Origin of the sequence: Enterobacter cloacae complex sp. IR5459 (assembly GCF_049238005.1) — a bacterium.
GTDB lineage: Bacteria > Pseudomonadota > Gammaproteobacteria > Enterobacterales > Enterobacteriaceae > Enterobacter > Enterobacter hormaechei_C.
Genome location: NZ_JBMKIG010000009.1, coordinates 157,371 through 181,931, shown reverse-complemented (window position 1 = coordinate 181,931; position 24,561 = coordinate 157,371). Strand labels below are relative to the sequence as shown.

The window sequence follows — 24,561 nt, the reverse complement described above, 5'->3', positions numbered from 1 at the left end:
ACTGTACAAATACACAGTTACTCGTATCAGCTTTTATTCAAAAAGGAGTCTGACGCTCAGTGGAGCGAAAACTCATATTAAGCAATATTTACTTCCTCTGACGTCTCTTTCAATGACCGAAGATGCCCTCTGGTCACCAGTTCTTCCAGCGTGAAGGAATAATGACCGAACTTATTGACATACCTGTGGCAGTACGCTGAGAGGCGTGCGATATCTTCAACATTCAGGGGTTCACCCTGTGTCCAGAAATGATCCAGGACTGTCTGCTCGTCAGTATCCCTAGAATGTTATGCCAACTCCTCGCTCGTAGCGAACGGTCAAGTTTAATCGTCTGCTAACACAGGACAGGGTATAGACTTAAACTTCTGGATTGGTGTTGAGGCACCTGTCCACTACTGAAAACTTTTACCCGATACAAACAATTCCTCGCTGATTTCACACCAGATTCTTCCCTATCCTGTCCTGAACACGCTTGCGGAGAAGGCAGCCATGCGGCATAGCCAATTATTTCTGTTACTGACTTTGCCCATGTGGTCGCTGGTCTGGGCCTCCCCGGAATCCACCCAGCTCTCCCTCGCGCTGAAGCAACTCGATGGCGTGAAAACCTCGCTGGTACGCGCCCAATCCAATGCCAATACCGATCTGCAGTCGCGCTACTTCTTCGACTACCAGCAGGCGCAGCAGGACATCACCGCCGTTGAACAGGGCATCCGCCGCTACCTTACCCCGGTGAGGGTACAGCCGCGCGCCGTCCAGCCCCTGAGCACCAGCTACCAGCGGGAGAACCCCGATGACTGACTCGCAACTCGCCGCCTTTCAGGCCGCCAGCCTGAGCAAACCGGAGACCATCAGCCTGCTGGTGCTTGGCCTGTTTACCAGCGTCCTGCTGCTGTGGTGCGCCTGGACGCTAATGGTCGCCTGGCAGGGTGTCTGCCGTCAGCGCCTGAGCTGGCAGAGTTTTGGCGCGGTGGCGGCCCGTTCACTGTTACTGGTGCTGGTCAGTTTCTGGCTGGTACTGAGCTGAGGAGGCATCATGCGCTGGCTTCTGTTACTGCTGTTCGCCGCATTTAACGCCCTCGCCGACCTGCCGACGATGGAAGATCCGTCGCGCGGCCAGGGCCAGGGCATTATGGAGACGCTGCAAAACTACGGTTTTGATATTGTGGTGCTGCTGGCGCTGGCCATCTGTGCCGTCGGTTTTCTGGTGGTGGCGAACAACTGTATTGCTACCTACTCGGAGATCCAGAGCGGGCGTAAGCAGTGGAAAGATCTGGGCTCGATGGCAGGCGTCGGCAGCATTCTTCTCGTGGTCATCATCTGGTTACTCAACCAGGCCTCGGACGTCCTTTGATATGGCGACCATCCCCTTTCTCCCCGACCGGCTCAACCGCGAGCCCGTGGTCTGGCGCGGCCTGACCACCAGCGAACTGTTTCTGGCGCTGGCTCTCGGTCTTGGCGTCGGCTGCGCGTTAGGCATTGTGCTGGCCCTGATAACCCACTATTGGCCGTTGATCTCCGGTTCGGCACTGGCAGGCGCGGCATTACTGATTCAGGGCGGCGGACGCATCCTGGCCCGCGCGAAACGCGGTAAGCCCGACAGCTGGCTACCGCAGGCGATCCTCGCCTGGCTGGAGCGCCATCACCTCCGGGGCGCACAACTGGTCCAGCACAGCACTATATGGGTTGTGCGCAGGAGTCCGCGATGAGTCGTTTTCGCCATGCACTGGCCGAGCGCGATAACCATATCCTGACGCTGCGGGCAGTGATTATTTTGCTGTGCCTGTGTCTGGCGGGCGTCGGCTACGGCTGGTACAGCGCCCCGCAAAAGCTCACCCTCTGGTTCCCGCCAGATCTGCGCAGCGGCAGCACTCGCCCGTGGTGGGAGGTGCCGCCCGCCAGTGTCTACGCCTTCACCTTTTATATTTTCCAGCAGCTTAACCGCTGGCCGGACAACGGCGAGGAGGACTATTCCCGCAACCTGCGCTCGCTGCGCGCCTACCTGACGCCTGCCTGTTACACCCGTCTGGAGCACGATTTTCAGGTGCGACGCAATGGTGGTGAGCTGCGCGAACGCACGCGTGGCGTGTATGAACTGCCCGGTCACGGCTACAGCAGCCAGGTGCATGACGGCGATAAACGCCCCTTCCCGCGCGTCGAGACCTTAAGCCGGGATGCCTGGCGGGTAACGCTGGATGTGGCGGTTGAAGAGTATTACCAGAACGAACCGGTGAAAAAGGCGCTGGTGCGCTACCCGCTGCAGGTGGTGCGTTACGCCATTGATGCGGAGAAAAATCCGTGGGGTCTGGCGATTGACTGCACCGACGCCACGCCGCAGCGTCTGGTGGCGGAGGAGAAACCATGAAGACCGTCCTCCTGACTTTGCTATTCAGCCTCCCGGCCTTCGCCACGGAAGTGATGCAGTGGGAAAACATCCCACTGCCCGTCACGCTGCATATCGGGCAGGAGCGGATTGTCGACGTGGGTAAACCGGTACGCATCGGCTATCCCGCCACGCTGGAAGGCAAAGTGCGTCTGCAAAGCGCGGGCGGCAAAGTCTTCCTGCTGGCAAATACGGCGTTCCCGGCCACCCGCATCCAGTTGCGCGATACCAGCAGCGGTGAGTTGATCCTGCTGGATATTCAGGCCACCCAGGGCACTTCGCCACTTGAACCAATGCAAATTAGCTATGCGCCGCAGACGCCTGCCACAGCCAAAGCATCCGTCCCGGTGACAGCATCAACCGAACCCCTGCCCATCCTGCTGGTGCGCTATGCCGCGCAGAACCTGTATGCGCCGCTGCGCACCGTTGAAGCTCTGCCAGGCGTGACGCCCTCTCCCGTCCGGCTGGCGAAACGCATCACCACCTTACTACCGCAGCAGCCCGTTACCGCCATCACGCTGGCGTCATGGCAGGTTAACGCCACTACCGTGACTGCCATCCGCCTGCAAAACCAGAGCGGGCAGCGCATCACGCTCGATCCGCGCGAGCTTCAGGGACAGTTCACCGCCGCCGCGTTCCAGCATGACTGGCTCGGCCCGCGTGGTCTGGCAGAAGACACCACCGTGGTGTACCTGGTGACGGAAGGCCCGGTTTCCCGCGCCCTGCTGCCGGAGCCAAAACCATGATGCCGCGCCAGAGTCTCCTGCTGAAAATCCTGCTGCCCCTGATTGTCTTCCTCACTGGCTGGCTGCTGCTGCGCCCGGCAGGTAAAAACCCGCAGGAAACCTCACCGGCCCGCACCGTGGCGGCCTTAACGCCGCAGGAACTGCGCGATCTGGGTATCGACGGCGACACACCCGCCGATACCGTCGCCACGCTGGTCGGCCAGATGAAACAGTACCGCCGGGAGCTTCAGGCAATTCAGAGCGATAACGAAAGCCAGCAGGCGCGCGAGAAGCGCCTCAAAGCACAGCAGGCGACGCTGGCATCTGAGTTACGCGGGGATATGCGCAGACAGCAGGACCAGATGCGCGACGAACTGCTGAAAAGCCAGCGGGGGCTGCTGGACAAGCTCGACCGCCTGATGGCGAAACGCCCGGACGATATCCCGCCCGGTCTGGGCCTGACGCCCGGCGAACTGCCTGCCGATGTGCAGCCGGATATCCGCTGGCTGGAGCCGCTGGATGCGCCCCCGCCTGTGGACGAAAAGCTGCTGCGCGTCCCCCTGAAAGCGGCGGACAAACCGCCGCCGAAACCTGACGTAAAAGTCTACACCCTACCGCAGAACGCCACGCTGACCGGATCGGTGGCGATGACGGCGCTGATTGGTCGCGTTCCGCTTAACGGCACCGTCAGCGATCCCTACCCGTTCAAATTGCTGATTGGCGAGGACAACCTCACTGCCAACGGCATTGAACTGCCGGACGTGGCGGGCGCGGTGGTCTCCGGCATCGCCTCCGGCGACTGGACGCTCTCTTGCGTGCGCGGGCAAATCACCTCGATGACCTTTGTGTTCCACGACGGCACCATCCGCACCGTCCCACAGGGCGGCAAATCCGGCAACAAACAGCAGGAGATCGGCTGGCTCTCGGATAACCAGGGGCTGCCGTGTATTCCCGGCGAGCGTAAAAGCAACGCGAAGGAGTATCTCACCTCGCAGTTCCTGCTGGCGGGCTCCGGTGCGGCGGCCCAGGCCTTCGCCAATGGCGAAAGCACCACCGTGGTGGAGGACGGCAGCATCACCAGCGCGGTGACGGGCAACAACGGTCAGTACGTGCTCGGCCAGGCCATCGGCGGCGGATTAAAAGAGACCGCCGACTGGATGAAACAGCACTACGGTCAGATGTTCGACGCCGTGTATGTGCCGCCGGGCCACAAGGTGGCGGTGCATCTTACCGAACCGCTAACCATCGACTACGAGCCGGAAGGCCGACAGGTGAAATACCAGCAGGCCAGCACGCCGGGAGGTCTGGAATGATACGCACTATATTGATACTTCTGTTTTTGCTGGCCGGGTGCAGCACCTCGCAGGAGGAACTGATGCCGGTCGATCCTGATGCCAGTATGCTCACGCTGTGGCAGCAGCAAAGCGGCGGCAGCGCGACTCTGCTGGATGCGCGCGCGCAGTTGCGCCGCCCGCCGGATGGTCCGGTGGCGCAACCTGAGGCAAACACCATTCGTAGCCAGTTTCCGCGCCTGCCCAACCCGGATATGGTGCTGTACGTCTTCCCGCACCTCAACAGCAACACGCCGGTACCCGGCTACAGCACCGTCTTCCCCTTCTATACCCGTCCGCAGTATGCGCTGCCGGGCGAACGCCTGACGCCGCCATGAATGAACGGCGCGGCCTGACTGAACAGGCGCTGAATACCAGCTACCGCAAAGGCCCTTCGTTTGTCGACTGGCTGCCGTGGGTGGAATTTTTATCGGAGTCGCAGACGATACTGCTGGAGGATGGCCGTTCGGTGGGCGCGGTGTTTGAGCTAAACCCGGTTGGAACTGAAGGCCGCTCCACGGCCTTTCTCGAACAGGTGCGCGATACCGTCACCGACGCATTACAGGATGCCTTTGATGAGCATGAACGCGCGCCGTGGGTGGTACAGTTTTTCTGTCAGGATGAGGACGACAGCGAGGCGTGGCTGGAGACGCTGGCGGCTTATGCCGCACCGGAAATCCGCGACTCCGCCTTTACCCGCGAGTGGCTCACACAGATGGCAAACCATATGGTGAATCTCACCCGCGATGAGGGGCTGTTTCTCGATAACACCGTGACCCGTACCCGCTGGCGGGCGACATGGCGGCGCACGCGGATGATGGTCTACCGCTGGCTGCCCGGCCTCTCGCCGGATGAACCGTCACCGGAAGAGGCGCTGAATAATATCTGCGAACGCCTCACCGCCGGGCTGAAAGCGGCAGGTATCAGTGCAGTCCGCCAGAATGAGCAGGACATTCACCGCTGGCTGGTGCGCTGGTTTAACCCCTCGCCGCCCGTTGAAGATAAAAAAGCCTTCTGGCGACAACTGGATTTACCGGAAGCAGAATCCCTGCCCGTCATCACCGATTTCGCCGAACGACTGCTGGCAAGCGAACCGAGCTCAGATGCGAAGAACGGCGTCTGGTGGCTGGATAACCGCCCGCATAAAGTGGTGATTGTCGACCGCCTGCGCAAAGCGCCGACGCCCGGCCTGCTGACCGGAGAAACCGCGCGCGGCGACGGCATCAACGCCCTGTTCGATCTGCTGCCAGCAGGCACCATCATGAACCTGACCGTAGTGGTGTATCCGCAGGACAAGCTGGAACAGCATATCAGCCATCTCTCTGAACGGGCGATTGGCGACAATACCGATTCCGAATACACCCGCCGCGACTGCCACGAGGTGCGCAGCTACCTGAAGGAGGGCCATAAGCTTTACCGCAGTACGCTGGCGTTTTACCTGCATGCGCCCGATACCGACGCCCTGTTTCGCCAGCAGTGCCAGTTGCACAGCTTGCTGCTTAACGCCGGACTGGTGCCAGTACAGGAACAGCATGAAGTCGCCTCGCTCAGCCACTGGTTACGCTGGCTGCCGATGTGCTTCGATCCCCTACGCGATCCGCGCGGGCTGTATACCCGGCTCAACTTCGTCCAGCATATCGCCGGGCTGTTACCGGTGTACGGGCGGGAAACCGGCACCGGGCATCCAGGGATTTGCTACTTCAACCGCGGCGGCACGCCGCTGTGCTTCGATCCGCTGAACAAACTGGACCGTGCCCAGAACGGCCACCTGCTGCTGCTCGGACCGACCGGAGCGGGCAAATCCGCCACGCTGAACGCGAAAATCGCGCAACTGATGGCGCTGCATCGTCCGCGTCTGTTTATCATCGAGGCCGGAAACTCGTTCGGCCTGATGGCCGACTACGCCGCCGCCCACGGCCTGACGGTGAACAAAATCAGCCTGCGCCCCGGTTCCGGCGTCACCCTGCCCCTGTTCAGTGACGCGTGGCGACTGGTGGAACAGGCCATCATAGACGCCGAACCACCGGAGGAAGAAGACGGTGACAGCGATGACCAGCGCGACGTGCTCGGCGAAATGGAAATTACCGCCCGGCTGATGATCACCGGTGGCGAGGCAAAAGAAGATGCGCGTCTCACCCGCCCGGACCGGGCGATGATCCGCCAGGCGATTATCGCCGCCGCGCATACCTGCTACGAGGAAAAACGCCAGACGCTGACCCAGGATATCCGTGACGCACTGTTCGCCCTTTCCCGCGATGCCAGCCTGCCGGAATCCCGCCGCCAGCGGGCATATGAGATGGCGGAATCCATCAACCTGTTCTGCACCGGGTTTGAAGGCGAGTTGTTTAACCGCGAGGGACAGATGTGGCCGGAGGCGGATATCACCCTGGTGGATCTCGCCACTTTCGCCCGCGAAGGCTACGAAGCGCAGCTTGCCATCAGCTATATCTCGCTGATTAACCATATCAACAACCTCGGCGAGCACGACCAGCATCTGGCGCGGCCCATCGTCAATATCACCGATGAGGCGCATATCATTACCGTTAACCCGCTGCTGGCGCGGTTTCTCACCAAAGGCTCGAAGATGTGGCGCAAGCTCGGTATCTGGCTGTGGCTGGCGACCCAGAACCTGGCGGATTTTCCCGATGAGGCGAAGAAGCTGCTCAATATGATCGAGTGGTGGGAACTGCTGGTAATGCCACCCGAAGAAATTGACCAGGTATGCCGGTTTAAAGCGCTGACCGAAGAACAACGGCAACTGCTGCGCTCGGCGGTGAAATCGCCGGGGCAGTATACCGAGGGCGTAGTGCTGTCGCCGCGGGTTGAAGCGCTGTTTCGGGTAGTGCCGCCAGCGCTGTATCTGGCGCTGGCGATGACCGAAAAGCATGAGAAGGCGGAGCGGATGCGGATTATGCGAGAGACGGGGTGTAGTGAGGTGGAGGCGGCTACGAAAATCGCTCGGCGCTGAACTCAGTTATGTTGCAGCAGCACAAATGCCATCAAACTTTCTGATAAATGCATCTTTTAATTCTTGATTTCCAGGCTGCAATAAAAGAGCTCTATAATCTCGAATATATTCCCTGATATCAGACATAAAAAGGGACCGGTTCAATATTTTTTTTCCATTATTAACTGAAACTGTTTCATGTTCAGTAATGTTAATGACCCAGCCATCGCACGTCGATGCATCATGAAGTAAAGAGCAACGAACACCCGTATAGAAGCTTTTTGCCAATTCATCATCACCGCCAAAATAATTTATAAATGGTGACTTTGTTTTCAAAAAGTCAGTAAACAAGGTTCGACTACAACCGTTTCCATATTCATACATTCCATTAGGATTAGGTTTAAAATTCATCCCCCGATAAAAAGTTTCCAAATTCTCTATTAATGCACACAGTAAAGTACAAATAGCAAATCCGGCGCCTTTAAGATTACTAGTTGTACCATCTCCTCTTATACGCTCTGCTGGCTCCAGGTAGCGTTCATTTATTCTCTCATCGAAAAATTGAATTGCATGTTTCCAATCTAACTCTGTTGGATCATGTTTTAATTTAGCAGACAATGCATTCCATTCGGAAACAGTTTTTTTTCCTGCAATTTTCACCGTCATTCTGTTATCCCTGTATTAGAATTTAGCGAGTCTCATACTCTTTATATAATTTCAGAACTTGCTCAGCGAACCCATCGTCTACAGTATAAAAATAACACTCCGGCACATTCAGCACTCTGGCAAACTCACACACCAGCTCAAACGTCGGCTTATGCGTACCATTTTCATAATGAGACAAACGCGAATAAGCCGTAGCCTCTTCTATACCAGCGAGTACACCAAGCTTTTCCTGGGTTAGCTTTGCTCGCAAACGAGCTTCTTTTAGTCTTTTGGGGATCATACCGTGTGTCCTGTAAGGATTTCACGGTAATCTTTAGCATTGCTCAAGTTCTTTTATCTTTAGACTTCATAAAGATAGATAACCATAACATCAAAGGGAGCGTTAACAAGACCAATTAACTTAAGCGCACCTTTTTCCACTGAACTCGTTTTCCACCGTAAAGTTTCAGCATTGCATCAGCGAAGCTGTCATTCCGAGTGTAGAAGTAGCCTTCAGGGACATTGAGCACTTCAGCAAATCGACAAACCAGTTCGAATTTAGGTTTATGCCTGCCACTTTCGTAATGTGACATTCTCGAATAGCCCGTTTCTTCAGAAATGCCTGCTGCAATAGCCAATTCCTCTTGCGACATATCGGCTAACTCTCTCGCAATCCTAAGACGCTTCGGAACCATAACCCTGTCCTGTTAGTGGTTATATTGACAGCATCTTTAGCATTCCTTAAGATGAGTTATCTTTAGAGTTCCTAAAGAATATATAACGGATTGTCTTAACTGGTTTTCAGACCTGAGAGAGGCAAACAGAATGACTAAAAAAGACTGGCACCCCGCCGACATCATTGCCGCCTTACACAAGCGCGGCACCAGTCTGGCGAAACTGTCGCGGGAAGCGGGACTGGCCTCGTCAACGCTGTCGAATACCCTGACGCGCCCGTGGCCGAAAGGCGAGTGGCTGATTGCCATCGCGCTGAAAGTACACCCGTCAGAGATCTGGCCCGGCCGTTATCTCAATTCCCACAACAAACGCGAACCCAGAAAACCGCTTTACCCCATGACAACAACGGAAAACTCCGGGACATAACGACCCGCGCTGTGAGTGGCAGGAGGCATTAACCAACGACACCTGACAGGAGAGTTGTTTATGCACACCGAACCACAACCATGCACCATCGCAGGAGGCCGCCATGTTTCTGGTCTCCCTGGCTGAAGGCTTTATCCACCTGTTTCAGGCCGCAGGCAAAATCTTCCTCGACATGATGACCGGGCTGATCCCGATGCTCATCACCCTATTGCTGGCCATCAACTTCCTGATGAAACTGGTCGGCACAGTGCGAATGGAGAAGGTCGCCGCCCTGCTCGGCCGCTCTCGTATTCTCACCTACGGCGTACTGCCGGTGCTCGGCTGGTTCTTTATGAGCAGCCCCGGCGCGCTGACGCTCGGTAAGCTCTTACCCGAAAAGAGCAAGCCTGGTTATGAAGATGCACTCGGCACCACTGCCCATCCCCTCACCAGCCTGTTTCCCCACGTGGTGCCGTCGGAGTTGTTTGTCTGGCTTGGCGTCGCTGCCGGGGTTAAGGCGCTCGACCTGCCCGTCACCTCGCTGGCGCTGCGCTATATCGCCGCCGCGATGGTGATTGGCCTGATCCGCGGCATCATCACCGAGTACCTGTTCCTGCGGCTCAGCAAGCGGGGGAACGGCACATGATGATTTATTGTGCGCGTATCGTCGCCATCGGGCTGTTCGTCGCCGACGGCCTCACCGACAAAATGCTTATCACCTTCGACAGCAACGGGCCGAAGGACTGCCTCGATTACTCCCTGTCGCTGGAGCCGTCGTTCCGGGAAGAGAGTCTGCTGATACTGCCCGGCGACCGGCTGATGCTGGCGAATCACGACTATCTGATTACCGCCGTCGGCAAAGAGGCACAGCAGGCGCTGTTTGAACTCGGCCACCTGACGCTGGTGTTCAACGGTGACCTGAACCCCTGCCATGTCGGCGCGGTTCATCTCTCCGGCCCGGTGCCGAAACTCCGCGACCTGCACGGCAATCTGGTGATTGAGGAGGGACGCCCATGAATACGGTGCTGATTCCGCCCGGTCCCGGCGGCTACGGCAGGGGGATATGGCTGCCCATAGGGAGCGGCAAAAAGGTGCTGTCGCTCACCGGACGGGAAATCCACCCCGTCGCCATTGAAATCGGCGCGCTGACGCAGTCTGAGGTGGTCAACGGCTTTGCCGATATCCCGCCGGATAACGACATCCTCTGCGTGGTGATTAACTGCGCCGGGTCGCTGCGCTGCGGCCTCTATCCGCAGAAAGGCATTCCGACCATCAACGTGCTGCCCACCTGGCGCGCCGGGCCGCTGGCGCAGTTTATTAGCGAGGATAACTACGTTTCGGGTGTGACGATGGAGCAACTGGTTCTGGTGGACACGGCTGAAGCGCCGGACGGTGAACCAGAGACAATTCAGGAGTCTGCGCCACGGGTGACCATTCTGCCGCTACCCCCACGCGGTGCGGAGAAACTGGTGCGCATGGTCGAGCAGACCGGTACCGCCGTCGGCCATGTTATCGCCCTGCTGTTCGCCGCCAGCCGCGAGGCGGTGGATGTCTCCCTGCGCAACGTCATTCCGTTTATGGCCTTTGTCTCGCTGCTGATTGCCCTGGTGCAGGAGACCGCGCTCGGCAGCCTGATAGCCCATGTCCTGACGCCGCTGGCGAACTCACTGTGGGGGCTGGTGTTGCTGTCGCTCATCTGCGGTATTCCGTTCCTCTCCCCGGTGCTCGGGCCGGGAGCGGCCATCTCGCAGGTCATCGGCGTGATGATTGGCACGCAGATTGGCGCAGGCGCGATATCCCCGGCCTTCGCCCTGCCCGCCCTGTTTGCCATCAACGTGCAGGTCGGCTGCGACTTTGTGCCGGTGGGTCTTTCCATGCAGGAGGCAAAGCCGGAGACCATCGCGAAGGGTGTCCCCGCCTTCCTGCTGTCGAGACAACTGACCGGACCGCTGGCCGTCCTCATCGGCTGGCTGTTTTCCCTGGGCTTATTCTGAGGACATAATCATGAACAAAATCAGAGCCGCCGTGGTCGGCGCAGGTATCTACGGCAGGCACCATATGAACGCGTACTGCCATAACCCGGACACGGTGCTGGCCGCCATCTGCGACACCGATACAGAGCGCTGCGACGACCTCGCCATGGCCTACGGCGTGATGGGCTATACCCGGCTGGATGTCCTGTTGCAGGAGGAAGCCGTTGACGTGGTCTCGGTGGCGACACCGGACCCGTACCACACCGAATCCATCCTCACCGCGCTGCGCTACGGCAAACATGTGCTGGCGGAAAAGCCGCTCGCCACCTCAGTACGCGAGTGTGAGCTTATCGTGGAGATGGCGCGGCAACGAGACCTGCTGGTCGGCGTCGATTTTCATAAGCGCTGGGACCCGGCAGTAATGCGCATTAAGGCTGAACTGGAGAAACCGGAAGCCGGGCGCATCCTGCGCGGGCATATCAGTATGGATGATGTCATCAGCGTGCCGACAGAGTGGCTGGACTGGGCGGGCGCAAGCTCCCCGGTGTGGTTTCTCGGCTCACACTGCTTTGACCTGGTGCGCCATCTCTCCGGCCAGAAAGCGGTGTCGGTGTATGCCGTCGGACAGAAGCGGCTGATGGTCGAATGCGGCCTCGACACCTTCGACAGCGTGCAGAGCCTGCTGACAATGGCCGACGGCAGTTCATGGGTGGTGGAAAACTCATGGGTGCTGCCGGAAGGCTTCCCGAAGGACAACGACGGGCGTATCGATATTCTCTGCGAGGCAACCTGGATCCGCAGCACCTCGCAGCACCGCGGACTGGAAATCACCACCCCGGACAAGACGCTCACGCCCAACAGCTATTTCATCAACTACCGCAACGGCGTCGCCAGCGGTTTCGGTATCGACCCCATCAATGACTTTGTACGCGCGGTCAGAAATAAAGCGCCCTACCCGGTCACCGCAATGGACGGGCTGGCGGTAAGCCGGATCTGCGAGGCGGTGCATCAGAGTCTCGAAAGTCAAAAACCAGTGTCATTAAAATAGTCGGCCAGCAGGGAAGCTGGTATCCGCAAGCCCGTTTAGTCACGCTTAATTTGTTTATTCTGAGAATAAACATACCGGAATCTGTCCCCGTATATTGATTCAATATCCAGGACAAAATCCAGGCGGGCAGAGTCTAAAGCCGCAGACCGAAGGATAAGTGAATCGCCTGAGCAGCGCTCGTCAGTCCCCCTTGCTTCAATTAAGAAAATCTCCTCGCCAACTTTAAATGAATCATTAGGTCTGGGTCCGCCAATCACAAAGCACTGGATATCCAGGCCTAACGCCTGCACTGCTCCGACAAAAATATTCCCGGCAACAGGTTCAACTTTTTTGCCATTGACCGTTGCAGATAGAGCAGAGACAAATGCAGTTCCCATTCCATTATTGATGATGTAAATACCCGATTTGTTCGCCCGCCCGTCATTTGAAAAATAAGCGTTCATCCGCGGCTCAACAGAAATATGGTTATGTTTTATTTGCTCCTGGCTTTGCGACCAGGTAAACCACAGGGAAAGCAGCGCGATAATAATTCCAGTAAAGGCGAGAAGGGTATCTCTGTATTCCCTAAAGAATGCCGCCATTTGTTATCCTTAATTCAACATTCATCGTTTACACCATTCAGTATCCTGTCCCGATAGCCTTCTAACTGATGCCGTTGCAGATAGCTTTCTAACTCCAGTGCCCAACGCGTTCCTTCGCCGAGCGTCGCGCGGCTATGGGTTGAGGCATAAAGATAACGTGTATCATAAAGATTAATCAGCGTCTGATTTACACCATCGATTTTGCACTTCGGATTTTTGAGCTGCTGTTCTAAAGCCCGGACAATACGGGCCCGATGCTCTTGATCGGTAGCAAAATCCCGCTCCTGCAATTCACTGAGCACCAGAAATGAAGGTGGAATTTCTTCTGCAATCGCTGCCTGTAAACGATAATGACCATCAAGAATAACAAATGATCCCAGCCCTGCTATATACCAGACAAGTACTGGAGGCAGCGCACCCTCACGGCATTTTTTACGCCACCATTTTAACCTTCCGGCATCAGGTTGTATCGGATAACGTCCAAGTAGCAGGCTACCACCCCACCACCAATCCACTAATCTGACTTTGGCAGGATTAACCAAATCAGGAAAATCTTCGCCGTAGAGCGTCCAGCTACAGCCGATATCCCCGCTGCTTTCTGGAGACTCAAAACGCCAGCTATTTGCAGGAACACGCTGTCCGGATAATTTCGGTAATGAATATTTGGCCTCCATCGGCCTTATCAGCCATCGGCGAGGAGACAGAAGAGGCACTGGCGCATTCATTAATTTCCGGGAAAAATAGCGACACCATTCACCTGTCCAGGCCCGTTCGCCTTTGCTTTTAATGCCTTCAATATCTTCAGATGTGACAGCCGGAAATAATGTCTGGCAAGCGGAATGATCGGCATTAAACACCAACCAGACACCGGAATGATCTTTCAGCATTGATGCCCAGAATAATGTCTCCCCAGAAACCTGCAGCGCCATCCGCCCATAACGACCACTTAGCATTTCCATTACCACGTCGGTCCTCTGGCTGCTCTTAAGTGTCAGCTCCAGCCCCTGCCAGTTATTATTGCGATCAAAAAGATCTTTCCACCAATAATCGGTCATTATCATCTTCCCTGATAAACAGAGGGTTAGTCTAAAACCTTTATAATTGTTCAGGTAGCTATTTATATGTCAACGTAAACGTCGCCGTGGCGTTCGCTTTCCCGGCCGTGATGCTCTGTGTTGTCTGGTAATAGCGCGCCTGAAGCTGAACATATTCGTTGCCGCCTGATGGCGAGGTGTAGTAATACCGCTCCTGGCCGAACTGTACCGGGCTGTCTTCATAGCGATACCAGAGCTGCACGCCGACGCCGCTGGCATTTACCGGATCGCTGTCGAGTTTAATGATGCCGGGTACGCCGGCGTCGCTGTCTGCCGTGGCGTCAATACGCACATTAATCCGCGCGCCCTGAATACAACTCAGATTGATATTGAATGTCTGCCAGGCCGTTCCGGAACCCGGACCGCTGAACTCACTTTTGTCATGATCGCCCAGCGGGACATTCACCGGGTTAGTGGTGACGGTGCAGGATTCAGAGGTAATGGTATTTGTGCCATTCAGGGTGACATTGGCAAAATAAAACTGGTTTGCCACCGAGGCCCGCGCCAGCATGCCGCTATCCAGCGTTCCCCCGGTAATATCACCCGTTTTGATTAACTCCGCTTTAATACCATCACCACCGATGTAAATATAAACATTCGCGCCCACACTCTGATCATAGGGAAGCACTTTCCCGGAAGAGGTGTTAGTCAACCGGATACCCACTCCAGGAACATTAGTGTTATAGATATTGCTTCCGAGATTGCTTAACGTTCCCCATTTACTCAGTTCCCAACGGTAGGTCCAGGCTTCTGAACACCCGGCGATAGTATTGCCGCCGTTATACGCCCCCGTTGTGGCCGTGGCGATGACACTGCCCACCGCCGCATCACGCTGGACCGCCACATTGCCGAAACTGATATACCCCGGAACTTCACTACTCACTCCGGAAGCGAAACCACAGGAGGCCTGTGTACCAAAAGAAACCAGCCACAACGCCAGCACCAGCCAGCCGGATTTTAATAACACCTTCATTTAACGACACTCCTGTTCAGTTTCCGTCACCGGAACGCTTCCGGCATTCTCCGGCAGCCGGTAATGCACCATGCACTGCCGCGTCCCGTTCCAGCTCACCGCGATATCGCCCTCATCCGGCACGCCGGTGAGATACACCTGGCCATCATCGCCAACGATACCGCTGCCGCCTTCCTTCAGCTTCGCCTGCGCGCCAAACGGCGCCGGTAATCCGCGGTAAAGCAGCGTCATCAGCACGCGCCGTCCGACGCGGGTGTTGAAGTCCGCCATCACCACCGCGCCCTGGGTGGGCGTCACGGTCTGGACGGCGGTGTCGATATCCACCTCATCGCCGAGCGTGCTGGTATCCAGCGCGATGCGGTTTTTCTTGTACGGGTTGACGTAAGGCACCACCGCATAGCCGCGCCAGTCGGTGTACACCCCGGTGTTGTTCTGTACTTTTGCATCCTCCGCGCCGGGCGCGCTCACCACGGCCAGCGAGTCGCCGAGCGGCTGCCCGAAAGTGATGCCATGTGGATGCGCGACAATGCCCCCTTTCAGGCCATAGTTGACCTGCTGGCTGTCATCGTCGTAGTTGTATCCGCCGGTTACTTCGCCCCAGCCGCCTTTGTAATCGGCGTTGATGTTGCCGGATCCGCCCACGCCATGGTTGGTGTAGCTCTGCTGGAGGCTGTAGCTGAGGTTGTTGTCGGCAAGCGCCGTACCGTTGAGCCCTACCTGCTGGCGGGTATCGCCGTGCTTCGCGGTGTTGATGCTGTAGCTGGCCCAGGCGTTGGGCAGGAAGCGGCTGAGCGGCACCTGCATGCTGAAGGCCAGCTGCTGGTCGGCGGGCTGGGTGCTGTCAGGATAGTCGCTGTAGCTGTAAGTGATGCTGTAGCTGACGCCGCTGTAATTACCGTTCCAGCCGGTGCTCAGGGTGCGCTCGTAGCCGTCCTCGCGCCAGTAGTCCTGCTGGTAGCCGGAGACAAAGAACGAGCCGTAGCTGCCGAGGCTCTGGCTGAGGTCGAGCTGGAGTTTCTGGCGCTTGTTGTACTGCATCCGCCAGCCGTCATCGCTGTCCGTCCGCAGGTCATTGGCTTCCAGGAAGGTATAAAAACCTTCGGTGGAGTAGCGGTACGCCGCCAGGGTAAAGCTGGTGTCGGTGGCCTGGAAATCCTTCGAATACTGCACCCGGTACGACTGGCCGTCGTGGGTTTCATCGTTGTTGAGCGTGGTGTGCGCAGCGGTGATATCGGCGGAGACCGAACCCAACTCGCCGAGACCAAACCCCAGCCCTGCCGCCCCGGACTGATAGTCCTCCGAGTACAGCGTGCCGCCATAAATGGTGATGGCGTGCGGCAGGCCGTAAATCGCCGTCACCTGGCCGAACTGCGGCTCATCGCTGTCGCTGTTGCCGCTGCGGTATTTCCCGGCGGTGAGGGCATACTTCAGGCGGCCTTCACGCTGCATAATCGGTACCGCCGAGAACGGCTGGATAAAGGTTCGCTCGCTGCCGTCGGCCTCCTTAATGGTCACTTCCAGGTCGCCGCTACCCGAGGTCGGGTAGAGGTCGCTGATGGCGAACGCGCCCGGCGCGACGTAGCTCTGGTAGATGATGTAGCCGTTCTGCTTCACCGTCACCTGCGCATTCGACTGCGCAATGCCGCGGATAACCGGAGCGAACCCGCGCAGACTATCCGGCAGCATATTGTCGTCCGAGGCCAACTGCGCGCCGCGAAACTGCACGCTGTCGAAGATATCGGAAGGGGTGTAGCTGTCGCCGAGCGTCAGTTGCCCTTTCAGGCGCTGGATATCCCGCTGGAGGTAAGTGTTAATGGAATCCCAGTGGCTGCCGCTATCCTCATCATAGTTCCAGGTCGAATAGTTGCGCAGCCGCCACGCGCCAAGGTTCAGGCCGCTTTGCAGGTTGGCGTAGTAGTTATCATCGGAGCCATTTTCCCCGTCGCGCCAGGTATTGCTGCCGCTGAGGTTATAGTTCAGCAGCGCGGCAGGTACGCCCTCGTCCCATTCGGACGGATCCACCCAGCCGCGCGCGGTAGCGCTCATCGCCGCCTGCGGGATACTGAGGTTCAGTTGCAGTTTACTGAAACGCAGTTCGCTGGAAGCCATCGGGATATAGCGGCCAATATCCTCCAGCGGTTTGTCCGCTGGCAGTGCGGCAAGCGCAGGAAACGCGGTGGTGTTCACGCCCCAGGCTTTCAGCATCGCCGGGGTTAACTGCGCGGTGAGTTTTTTATCTGCCCCGGTAACAAAGGCAATATCCTGCGCTTCGCCCTGCTGCTCGCCGTTCACATACACCGTCACCCGGTAGGTGCCAGGTAACTGGCCATCGGCTTCGGCAAAGGCGGATAAGTCAGCAACCTCCTGGCCCGGACTGTCCAGCTCCAGCGCGTGGGTATTGAAGGTCTCGCGGGCTTCCGCATGACGCAGATAACCCAACAGGAGCACCATAATCAGCAACAGCGCCAGCAGGAAGATCATCAGTCGGGAATTCGGGTTATTCATATTCCCTCCTTCAGAGCTTACGGCTTTCGGTCTGACTGACGCCGCCGTAATCACTGATCGACTGCCAGCTCACCATAGACGCCGTGGCCGATGGCAGCGTGAAGCTGACGCTGCCTTTCGGCGGCACCATATCGGCCTCTTTGATCTCCTGCCCGTCCACCTTTAAGGTGAACAAAGTGACGTAGTAAGACGTGGGATTGCTGACCGTAAGACGATTGCCGCTACGGGAGACCGACAGATGGTGGTAAGCCGTCTCCGGCTGTCCTTCCAGCCCCGCCGGGCGGTAAAAGAGTTTCAGGCGGGATTTCACCACCACCTGCAGAACGTTGTTATGCGGCACGCTGTCGTCGGTGGCGGGAATGGACTTCACGTTCAGCCAGAACACCGATTCCCGGTCTTCAGGCAGGTTCCCTCCAGTGCGCACAATGCGCAGGATGTTCTCTTCGCCTGGATTAATGCGAAACAACGGCGGCGTGACGATAAACGGTGTTTTGCTGCCTTTCACGCCACTGTCCACCCAGCTCTGCACCAGCCAGACACCGGATCTGTCGGGGTTACGAATGGAGGCGGAGGACTCTCTTTTGTCGCCGTTATAAATGATCCGTGTCCCGCCAATGACAATCCCGGCCTGTGCCTGCACGGTAAATACGGTCAGCAATAGCGCCAGCAAAATGTCTGCATACCTGTTCATCTTGTTATCTCCGGACGAAAAAACCGCATCCCTGCGAAACGCTCCCTGTTATGCGGCGGCGCATGGGTAGGAGGAGGAGAATGCGCCCCGCGACGGCACAGCGTTATTTGTAAATGATGGTGAACTCAGAGGTACCGTTTGCTGTACCGGTGGTGACCGCCGGGCCTGTGGAGACATAGCGGGCGACAAAGTCGAGCGCGTTTGCGCCTTCTGCGAGGGTGTAGTCGGATGAAGCGGAGTGCAGCGGGATGGCCGTGCCGTTTTTATCTGCGATCTGGATCCCGACCCCGGTGGCGATGCCCGTGCCACTGTCCAGCGCCAGCAGGCTCTGGTCGTTGTTATCGGATGTCCCGTCAAATTTCACATTTGCACCAGTGACCGTTTCCGGGCACTCGCTCACGTTGATGGTAAATTGCGTTGGCGCCGCTCTCATCCCCTTTGCCCCGTTAAGGGCGGTCTGGGCAACATTGCCGAGGTTCACCGGTAGATTCTGGGAGCCAGTGTCGATCTTGCAGGTCTGGTCGGTAATGCTACCGGTGAAGTGGATGGTGCCGTCGGCGGCCATGGCATTAGCCGCCGCCAGCATAAAACACGCGCTTAACATCGTTTTTTTCATGTGTTTCTCCTTGATGAAAGAACATTCGGGACTCGGCCCCGCATCACTCTGGCGGTGAAAAAATCTGCGTTAGACTTTCCCGTTAGTGCCAGAGTGGTGAGTTCAGGAGAAAATGATGTGGAAGAAGAGAATGAGAAATAAAATGCCATCCGGACAGGAGCAGAGCTTGCGGAATGGCATAAAACAGTAAAGCGGTGAGCAAATGAAAACTGGCAACGTGGACGACTCACGCACGTTGCCAGCAGGGTACCAAAGGTGTGTTAAGCTGCATTAGATCGGAATTATTATTTTAAAACAGAGAGATAATCCGTTATCAAAAGGGGTCTCAGAAAAATTTTGACACTTTGCTAAATTTTTCTGATACTACTTTACATTCTGGCACTAATTGTGTGGTTTTCTCTCATATTCCCCCAGACATTCATAAACCTCTGCGTATTTGTCGCCGTATAAATCACCGTATGCCGGATGTTCCGGTGCCCCAGATAATCCTGTATCAGACGCGTATCACGCCCCAAATCCGCCAGCGCGAAACCGCATCCATGTCTCAACATATGTGGGTATGCAGAGATACTGACTCCCCCCAGCTCACCGTAACGTTTGAGCAACAATCGAACCTGGTGGCGCGACAGCGGGCCTCCTTTCTGCGACAGAAAAAGCCAGTCGCTGTCTGCCTCCCGCCAGCGTCGGCGCACCTTTAGCCAGCGCATCAATGCGGGCAATTCGGCATCAAACAGTGGATGCTGCGTCGAGAGACTGTTTTTAAGCCGTCGGACATAGACAGAACGCCCTACCAAATCGATATCCGACAGGCGCATCCCACATAGTTCACTGACCCGCAGACCGTGTAAAAAACACATCTGAATCAGGCAGTAATCGCGCTCAAAATGGATCCCTCTGTCCGCTGCAAGCAGTATCTGCCCCACTTCATGGCGGGTCAGATGTTTTCGTTTTACTGGCATAAGCCTTGCTCCTTAAACACAATAAAAAATGAAGAAAAAAACAGGCCGGAACCACTTTCGTAGCCCGGCCTGAACCACAGAATAACACCAGAAAGCCCGGCAAAGGTTGATGACAGACTCAACAATTTTCACGGGCGGGTTCCAGTTTTCAGCAGTGATCGTATGAGCATTGCGCTACACCCGGCAGAAGAAAACTCTGTTGCCGGAGGCGTTATGCCAGACCGCTTTACTCTGCTGTTGCCCCTGATGCTGTGCGCCGCTTTCCCGCTCAGAGCCATTACCACGCCGGAAATTGCCGCTTCCGCCCTGTCGCCAGACTGCGTGAACTACCGGGTGGTCGGCTTGTGCTACTGGCTCTATTGCACGCCGCTCGGTTGCTCGGTACGCACGTCGGTGAAGGTTCGCCATTTCCGCCCGGATCTGGTGGTGTCGGCTTACAGCATCACCGGGCAGAATCCGTGGACAGAGATGTCGCCGCTCAGCCGCGTGCTGCCCGGCATTGCTGAAGGCGGCGGCGACACCAATCCGCGATCGGCCAACCAACACAGTAAGATCCGCTTTAAGAATGCCGACGCTATCGGCTTTCCGGCGGGGGATGAACTGGCGAAGTTTTTCACCCAGTTTGGCTATATCTGCTCGCCTTCATCGCAGCCTTTTCAACCGTACTTTCTGAGTCAACTGGATGCGCTGGCATGGCGCAGCGGCGTACCGGAGATGACCTGGCCGGAGGCGCTGACGCCGGGGTTACGAGATGTAGGGAAAGACGGCGATATGTGGGGCAATATCTACCCGCGCGCCGGGGCCATCAGCCAGACGCACGACTATAAAGCCGCCGCCGTTATCGCCCAGCGCGTGGCCGATCTGGTGACGCGTACCGGGCAACCGCATATCTATACGCCGCTGACCGCCTCATCCCGCGCCGGGTACTGGCCGCCCTCCCCGGTTATCGAAGGCGACAGCAATAACCATCGCTGGCAGATGCTCACCCCGAAAAAATCCGCCGCCTGTTCGGTGTTCCCGGATGGCAGCGCCACCGACACTTACGCCGACAAGCTGGCGGAGGATGGCGCGTATGCCTGGACGCTGTGGCGGCCTTACAAATGCTGTCCGCGCCGGGGGCAAACCTTCCTCGGCAGTACGGGTTAACGGAGGCGGTGATGAGAGTCCTTTGCCTGGTCTTACTGTTTTTCGCCTGGGTTTGCGTGGCGGCAGACGACTACAGCTTCCGCACGCGAGGCGCGGTTAACGACCTGCTTTACTACCAGATTGGCGGCGGTGAAGCGGTGATGCCGCCGCCCGTGCGCCGCAGTCCCTCGCCGCTCAGCGTGGGGATTGGCTGGAACGCCGATCTGATGTGCGGCAATTTCGATATCGACACCACGGTGCGCAACCAGCTTAACGGCATCACCGACGGCTTCCAGCAACTGATGGGTAACGTTATCCAGAGCGCCACCGGGGCGGTCGCCAGCCTGCCCGCGATGATTATCCAGCGCGCCAATCCGCAGCTTTATGATCTGCTGACCAACGGCGTGCTGCAGGGACGGCTGGATTTTGATAAATCGCTGCTGAACTGCCAGAAAATGGCGGAGAAGATGACCGATTTAGCGGCCGACTCCGCCTGGTTTTCCGGAGCCAAAGCAGAGAATTACCAGTCCCTCGCCGCCAGCGATAATGACGCCATCCGCACCGACCAGAAGGCGGCAAAAGAGGCCGCCGAAAAGGGTAAACGCTGGGTGGGCGGCGAAAAGCGCGGCGGCAAAGGTCAGCCGCCGATTAAGGTGGTCCATGACGCCACCGCCGCAGGATGGAATATCCTCAACCAGCAACCCACCACCAGCACCACGTCTCTTACCTCCTCTGAATGCGACGGAGAACTTTGCACCACCTGGACATCCCCTGAAGAGGCTGCCAGATGGATGACCCGCGTCGTTGGCGAGCAGTCCATCAGCGTAGCGCAGGCCACCGACGATCCGGATGCACGTTCCGGCGCACAGGCGGGGATCGGTCTGCATCCGCTGATCGACGAAGAAAAGGCGAAGATCCTGCCCCTCCTGACAGATCTGGTTAATGGCAGTCAGAAACCCGGCTTCGACAATCTGGCGAAAGCCTCCGGCGGATCCATGCAACTGACCCGCGGCGTGGTCGAGGCGCTGCGCGACGACCCGGACGCCGCCGTCCTCACCGAGCGGCTGGCAGGAGAACTGGCGCTGGCCCGCGTCACCGAACAGGCGCTGCTGGCCCGGCGCACGCTGCTCGCAGGCATGCGCGAACCGAATATCGCCAACGTCAAAGAAGCGCAGGAGAGCCTGGGTAAAACCACCGCCCAACTGGATGAAGAGCTGAACCAGCTGAAGCTGGAACTCGATTTTCGCCAGGCGCTGACGCGCAATACTGCCAGCCAGATCCTGCAACGCAAACAGCAGCGCGACCAGCTTCAGGGGCAGGCGGTGGAAGTGCCGGACGACAGCGATCGCCGCCTGCACCATCTGAATAATCCACAGCCGGACAGCCCGCGATGACCGCCAACAGCTATTTCGAGTACGTGCTCACCCTGCTCGGCTGGCTGGTGAACAACGGCGTGTGGCAGACGCTGACCGCCACCGGGCTGTTCGCCCTGCCCCTGCTGGCGAAGCTGATTGCCCTGTGGCTGAAAGCGCGCGGCCAGGGGGCGGATGAAGGCAACGTCGCCCGCCTGCTAGTCGTCTGGGTGGAGCACTCACTCTACAGCGCCCTGCTGGTGATCCTCTTTGCGGGCGTACCGTTCCTCAATGTTGATATCAATACCCTCACCTACGACAGCCAGCGTACAAAACAGTGCGGCTGGTCGGTGGTACAGCCCGGCGATTCCGGCTATGCACCGCTGATCAACGAACTTAGCGGCCAGAGTGCTTCCGTTCCGGTGTGGTGGCACTTCACGCATGCACTGGGCAAAGGAATCACCAGCGCCGCCGTCGCGGTGCTCCCCTGCAAGCCGGACCTGCGCCAGTTGCGCTTTGAGGTGCAACACACCCGGATCGCCGATCCGGCGCTGGCGCAGGAACTACAGGATTTCGTTAATGACTGCTATGGGCCGTCGCGCGCACGGCTCAAACGGCTGGGCAGCGATATTAGCGAGGAACAGAGTCGGAAAGTGGACTGGGTGGGAGCGTCTTTTTACCTCTCCACGCCGGGCTATTACGACCACGATCATTCCCGTTCGCCCCGCGCCGCCTGGCCTTATGACGCCAGCCGCGACGACGGTCTGAGCGATACGGGTGGCGGAGGCTATCCAGCGTGTAAGGAGTGGTGGTCCGATGGTGAGGCGGGGCTGAAAAACCGCCTGCTGAAGCAAGTCGATACCACGCTCTGGCAACAACTACAAAAACTGGGGCAGTCGAAAGACGAGTATGAAGAGGCAGTGCTGCGTTCGCTAGTCAGCCCGCGCAATATGCAGGTGTCGCAGGGCGGACTGGTGTACAACGGGTTTGGCGGGAGTGCGGGAGAAAATCTCAGCCAGACGCAGTTGCTCAGCCGCGTTGGCGGGATCATCGGCGCGGGACTTTCCAGCTACGCCCTGTTTCCGGCTTTTGATAACGTCCGCCAGGCTCTGCCGATGGTGCAGGCTTTTCTCGAAATGGCGCTGGTGATTTGCATTCCGGTGATCCTACTGTTCTCGGCATGGGATCTTAAAACGGTCATCACGCTGAGCTTTGTGCAGTTCGCCCTGTTCTTTCTCACCTTCTGGTGGGAACTGGCGCGCTGGCTGGATAACTGGCTGATGCAGATGATGTACGACAGTGACACCCACTCGTACTTCAACCTCTGGGGCCTGCAAAACACCTCCGACGATCTGATCATGAATATCATTATGGGCGTGATGTTCCTGGTGTTACCCGCATTCTGGCTGGGCGCGCTGACGTGGGCGGGCATCAGGATCGGCGCAGCAGTCGCTGGCGTGATGGGCAGCGCGGTCGGTGATATCCGCAGCGCTGGCGAACAGGTCGGGAAAATGATCGTCAGTAAAACACGCATTCCCTGAAGATTTCGTACTGACGGTGTGATGAACGGGGCTTGAGTCACCGGCATTTTGCGAGCATGATCGCAATAACATCAGCCTGTTACCCGGTTCATTCTTATGATCTCTCCAGAAACGCTGCAATCCGCCATCTCTAACGTCTCTGTCTGGCGTCAGGGTGACGTATGCGCGCCGCATAAACCGCTACTGCTGTTGTATGTACTGTCGCAGTACAAAGCAGGCCACTCGCGCCTGTTTAACTATGGCCTGGAGATCCACGAACCGCTTACTCGCCTGCTAAAAGAATTTGGTCCCAAGCGGCGCACCGATTACCCCAATATGCCGTTCTGGCGGCTGCGAACAGACGGCTTCTGGGAGATCGCTCACGCAGAAGGTTGCAAACCGCGTAAGGGCAATACTCAGCCGACAAAGAAAGAACTGATTGATAACCAGGTGGCGGGCGGCTTCGATGAAGCGGCTTACCAGCAATTGCTGACACATCCAGAGATGATCGACCAACTGGCTCAGAAGATCCTCACCGATCGCTTCCCGGAAAGTATTCAGCGGATCCTTGCCAACCAACTGGGATTCGATTTTATCGATCGCTCCAGGAACCGCGATCCGCGTTTCAGGGATATCGTTCTTCGCGCTTACCACTCACGGTGCGCGTTCTGCGGTTACGATCTCCGGCTGGATGGTGCGCTGGTTGGTATTGAAGCGGCGCATATTCACTGGAAAGCATATGGTGGTCCGTGCGTGGTAAATAATGGCCTGGCGCTCTGTACATTACACCATGACGCGTTTGATATGGGGGCATTCGGGCTGGATGAGAGTATGACCATCCGCATCTCCGGCGGCGTCAGTCGTAGTCCGGTGGTAGACCATCTGTTCTGGCACCGGGACGGCCAGCAGTTATTCCTCCCTTATGACAAAACGCAGTGGCCTGCTGAACAGTATGTTGGCTGGCACCGTAAACAGATTTTCAAAGCCTGAAAATACGCAACGGGCCGTTAAGCCCG

28 protein-coding genes and 1 pseudogene are annotated in these 24,561 nt (G+C 57.4%); 18 read left to right on the top strand and 11 right to left on the bottom strand.

Translation table 11 applies throughout. The features are described 5' to 3' along the window. Positions 1 to 77 precede the first annotated feature (77 nt). Positions 78 to 266 (bottom strand): annotated as a pseudogene (locus ACOTX4_RS18915) (hypothetical protein); the annotation flags it as partial. A 223-nt stretch (positions 267 to 489) separates the two neighbouring features. On the opposite strand from ACOTX4_RS18915, the gene ACOTX4_RS18910 reads away from it, so the two are divergent. From ACOTX4_RS18910 to ACOTX4_RS18870, 9 genes are read left to right on the top strand one after another with little or no spacing between them, the layout of a single operon-like run. After that, positions 490 to 798, top strand: coding sequence for an RAQPRD family integrative conjugative element protein (locus ACOTX4_RS18910; protein WP_058656269.1), 309 nt, complete (start codon positions 490 to 492; stop codon positions 796 to 798). Beyond that, entirely contained in the window at positions 791 to 1,024 is a 234-nt protein-coding gene (locus ACOTX4_RS18905; protein ID WP_058656268.1) for a TIGR03758 family integrating conjugative element protein, read from the top strand. The genes ACOTX4_RS18910 and ACOTX4_RS18905 overlap by 8 nt, the downstream gene beginning before the upstream one ends. A 9-nt stretch (positions 1,025 to 1,033) precedes the next feature. Beyond that, a complete protein-coding gene (locus ACOTX4_RS18900; RefSeq protein WP_032214526.1) occupies positions 1,034 to 1,351 on the top strand; it encodes a TIGR03745 family integrating conjugative element membrane protein in 318 nt (105 codons plus the stop codon). A 1-nt stretch (position 1,352) separates the two neighbouring features. Then, the gene (locus ACOTX4_RS18895; RefSeq protein WP_058656267.1) at positions 1,353 to 1,706 is read left to right on the top strand and encodes a TIGR03750 family conjugal transfer protein; all 354 of its coding nucleotides are present in this window, start codon (positions 1,353 to 1,355) and stop codon (positions 1,704 to 1,706) included. Then, positions 1,703 to 2,362, top strand: a complete 660-nt coding sequence (locus tag ACOTX4_RS18890) for a PFL_4703 family integrating conjugative element protein (RefSeq protein WP_058656266.1) — start codon at positions 1,703 to 1,705, stop codon at positions 2,360 to 2,362. The genes ACOTX4_RS18895 and ACOTX4_RS18890 overlap by 4 nt, the downstream gene beginning before the upstream one ends. Then, complete coding sequence (locus ACOTX4_RS18885; protein ID WP_063938094.1) at positions 2,359 to 3,126, top strand: TIGR03749 family integrating conjugative element protein; 768 nt, start codon at positions 2,359 to 2,361, stop codon at positions 3,124 to 3,126. The genes ACOTX4_RS18890 and ACOTX4_RS18885 overlap by 4 nt, the downstream gene beginning before the upstream one ends. Then, on the top strand, positions 3,123 to 4,418 hold the full coding sequence (locus ACOTX4_RS18880; protein ID WP_058656264.1) for a TIGR03752 family integrating conjugative element protein: 1,296 nt from the start codon (positions 3,123 to 3,125) through the stop codon (positions 4,416 to 4,418). Before ACOTX4_RS18885 ends, ACOTX4_RS18880 begins: the two co-directional genes overlap by 4 nt. After that, entirely contained in the window at positions 4,415 to 4,774 is a 360-nt protein-coding gene (locus ACOTX4_RS18875) for a TIGR03751 family conjugal transfer lipoprotein (RefSeq protein ID WP_063938093.1), read from the top strand. The genes ACOTX4_RS18880 and ACOTX4_RS18875 overlap by 4 nt, the downstream gene beginning before the upstream one ends. Then, the gene (locus ACOTX4_RS18870) at positions 4,771 to 7,404 is read left to right on the top strand and encodes a conjugative transfer ATPase (protein WP_058656262.1); all 2,634 of its coding nucleotides are present in this window, start codon (positions 4,771 to 4,773) and stop codon (positions 7,402 to 7,404) included. Before ACOTX4_RS18875 ends, ACOTX4_RS18870 begins: the two co-directional genes overlap by 4 nt. A gap of 6 nt (positions 7,405 to 7,410) precedes the next feature. Here the strand turns inward: ACOTX4_RS18870 and ACOTX4_RS18865 are convergent, their stop codons facing one another. The 3 genes from ACOTX4_RS18865 to ACOTX4_RS18855 form a co-directional block, all read right to left on the bottom strand. Continuing rightward, complete coding sequence (locus tag ACOTX4_RS18865) at positions 7,411 to 8,049, bottom strand: hypothetical protein (protein WP_058656261.1); 639 nt, start codon at positions 8,047 to 8,049, stop codon at positions 7,411 to 7,413. Positions 8,050 to 8,071: 22 nt separating this feature from the next. After that, positions 8,072 to 8,329 (bottom strand): helix-turn-helix transcriptional regulator, encoded by a 258-nt coding sequence (locus ACOTX4_RS18860; protein WP_058656260.1) that lies wholly within the window; start codon positions 8,327 to 8,329, stop codon positions 8,072 to 8,074. Positions 8,330 to 8,444: 115 nt separating this feature from the next. Beyond that, positions 8,445 to 8,723: a helix-turn-helix domain-containing protein gene (locus ACOTX4_RS18855; RefSeq protein WP_058656259.1), complete on the bottom strand. Its 279-nt coding sequence runs from the start codon at positions 8,721 to 8,723 to the stop codon at positions 8,445 to 8,447. Positions 8,724 to 8,853: 130 nt separating this feature from the next. Here ACOTX4_RS18855 and ACOTX4_RS18850 point away from each other — a divergent pair, with 130 nt between their 5' ends. The 5 genes from ACOTX4_RS18850 (at position 8,854) to ACOTX4_RS18830 (ending at position 12,129) form a co-directional block, all read left to right on the top strand. Beyond that, positions 8,854 to 9,129 carry a helix-turn-helix domain-containing protein gene (locus ACOTX4_RS18850; RefSeq protein ID WP_058656258.1) on the top strand — a complete coding sequence of 92 codons (276 nt, stop codon included), beginning with the start codon at positions 8,854 to 8,856 and terminating at the stop codon, positions 9,127 to 9,129. 103 nt (positions 9,130 to 9,232) lie between these two features. Continuing rightward, complete coding sequence (gene srlA, locus ACOTX4_RS18845; protein WP_058656257.1) at positions 9,233 to 9,754, top strand: PTS glucitol/sorbitol transporter subunit IIC; 522 nt, start codon at positions 9,233 to 9,235, stop codon at positions 9,752 to 9,754. Next, on the top strand, positions 9,751 to 10,125 hold the full coding sequence (locus ACOTX4_RS18840; protein ID WP_058656256.1) for a PTS glucitol/sorbitol transporter subunit IIA: 375 nt from the start codon (positions 9,751 to 9,753) through the stop codon (positions 10,123 to 10,125). Before srlA ends, ACOTX4_RS18840 begins: the two co-directional genes overlap by 4 nt. Beyond that, the gene (gene srlE, locus ACOTX4_RS18835) at positions 10,122 to 11,102 is read left to right on the top strand and encodes a PTS glucitol/sorbitol transporter subunit IIB (protein WP_058656255.1); all 981 of its coding nucleotides are present in this window, start codon (positions 10,122 to 10,124) and stop codon (positions 11,100 to 11,102) included. The genes ACOTX4_RS18840 and srlE overlap by 4 nt, the downstream gene beginning before the upstream one ends. 10 nt (positions 11,103 to 11,112) lie before the next feature. Then, positions 11,113 to 12,129, top strand: coding sequence for a Gfo/Idh/MocA family protein (locus ACOTX4_RS18830; RefSeq protein WP_058656254.1), 1,017 nt, complete (start codon positions 11,113 to 11,115; stop codon positions 12,127 to 12,129). A gap of 35 nt (positions 12,130 to 12,164) precedes the next feature. Here the strand turns inward: ACOTX4_RS18830 and ACOTX4_RS18825 are convergent, their stop codons facing one another. The 7 genes from ACOTX4_RS18825 to ACOTX4_RS18795 form a co-directional block, all read right to left on the bottom strand. After that, positions 12,165 to 12,710, bottom strand: coding sequence for a hypothetical protein (locus tag ACOTX4_RS18825; RefSeq protein WP_058656253.1), 546 nt, complete (start codon positions 12,708 to 12,710; stop codon positions 12,165 to 12,167). A 14-nt stretch (positions 12,711 to 12,724) separates the two neighbouring features. Further along, entirely contained in the window at positions 12,725 to 13,765 is a 1,041-nt protein-coding gene (locus ACOTX4_RS18820) for a ParB/Srx family N-terminal domain-containing protein (protein ID WP_063938091.1), read from the bottom strand. A 58-nt stretch (positions 13,766 to 13,823) separates the two neighbouring features. Further along, positions 13,824 to 14,777: a fimbrial protein gene (locus ACOTX4_RS18815; protein ID WP_058656251.1), complete on the bottom strand. Its 954-nt coding sequence runs from the start codon at positions 14,775 to 14,777 to the stop codon at positions 13,824 to 13,826. Beyond that, a complete protein-coding gene (locus ACOTX4_RS18810; RefSeq protein WP_063938089.1) occupies positions 14,778 to 17,282 on the bottom strand; it encodes a fimbria/pilus outer membrane usher protein in 2,505 nt (834 codons plus the stop codon). A gap of 10 nt (positions 17,283 to 17,292) precedes the next feature. Beyond that, a complete protein-coding gene (locus ACOTX4_RS18805; protein WP_063938087.1) occupies positions 17,293 to 17,973 on the bottom strand; it encodes a fimbrial biogenesis chaperone in 681 nt (226 codons plus the stop codon). 103 nt (positions 17,974 to 18,076) lie between these two features. Next, positions 18,077 to 18,589, bottom strand: a complete 513-nt coding sequence (locus ACOTX4_RS18800; RefSeq protein WP_009654430.1) for a fimbrial protein — start codon at positions 18,587 to 18,589, stop codon at positions 18,077 to 18,079. Positions 18,590 to 18,957: 368 nt separating this feature from the next. Then, entirely contained in the window at positions 18,958 to 19,548 is a 591-nt protein-coding gene (locus ACOTX4_RS18795; RefSeq protein WP_032724031.1) for a tyrosine-type DNA invertase, read from the bottom strand. Between the two features lie 213 nt (positions 19,549 to 19,761). Here ACOTX4_RS18795 and ACOTX4_RS18790 point away from each other — a divergent pair, with 213 nt between their 5' ends. The 4 genes from ACOTX4_RS18790 to ACOTX4_RS18775 all read left to right on the top strand — a co-directional run bounded on the left by ACOTX4_RS18790 (position 19,762) and on the right by ACOTX4_RS18775 (position 24,535). Next, the gene (locus tag ACOTX4_RS18790) at positions 19,762 to 20,694 is read left to right on the top strand and encodes a TIGR03756 family integrating conjugative element protein (protein WP_063938098.1); all 933 of its coding nucleotides are present in this window, start codon (positions 19,762 to 19,764) and stop codon (positions 20,692 to 20,694) included. An 11-nt stretch (positions 20,695 to 20,705) separates the two neighbouring features. Next, positions 20,706 to 22,067 (top strand): integrating conjugative element protein, encoded by a 1,362-nt coding sequence (locus ACOTX4_RS18785; RefSeq protein WP_058656248.1) that lies wholly within the window; start codon positions 20,706 to 20,708, stop codon positions 22,065 to 22,067. Beyond that, positions 22,064 to 23,566: a conjugal transfer protein TraG N-terminal domain-containing protein gene (locus tag ACOTX4_RS18780; RefSeq protein WP_058656247.1), complete on the top strand. Its 1,503-nt coding sequence runs from the start codon at positions 22,064 to 22,066 to the stop codon at positions 23,564 to 23,566. The genes ACOTX4_RS18785 and ACOTX4_RS18780 overlap by 4 nt, the downstream gene beginning before the upstream one ends. Positions 23,567 to 23,662: 96 nt before the next feature. Then, positions 23,663 to 24,535, top strand: a complete 873-nt coding sequence (locus ACOTX4_RS18775; RefSeq protein ID WP_058656246.1) for a phosphorothioated DNA-binding restriction endonuclease — start codon at positions 23,663 to 23,665, stop codon at positions 24,533 to 24,535. Positions 24,536 to 24,561 lie beyond the last annotated feature (26 nt).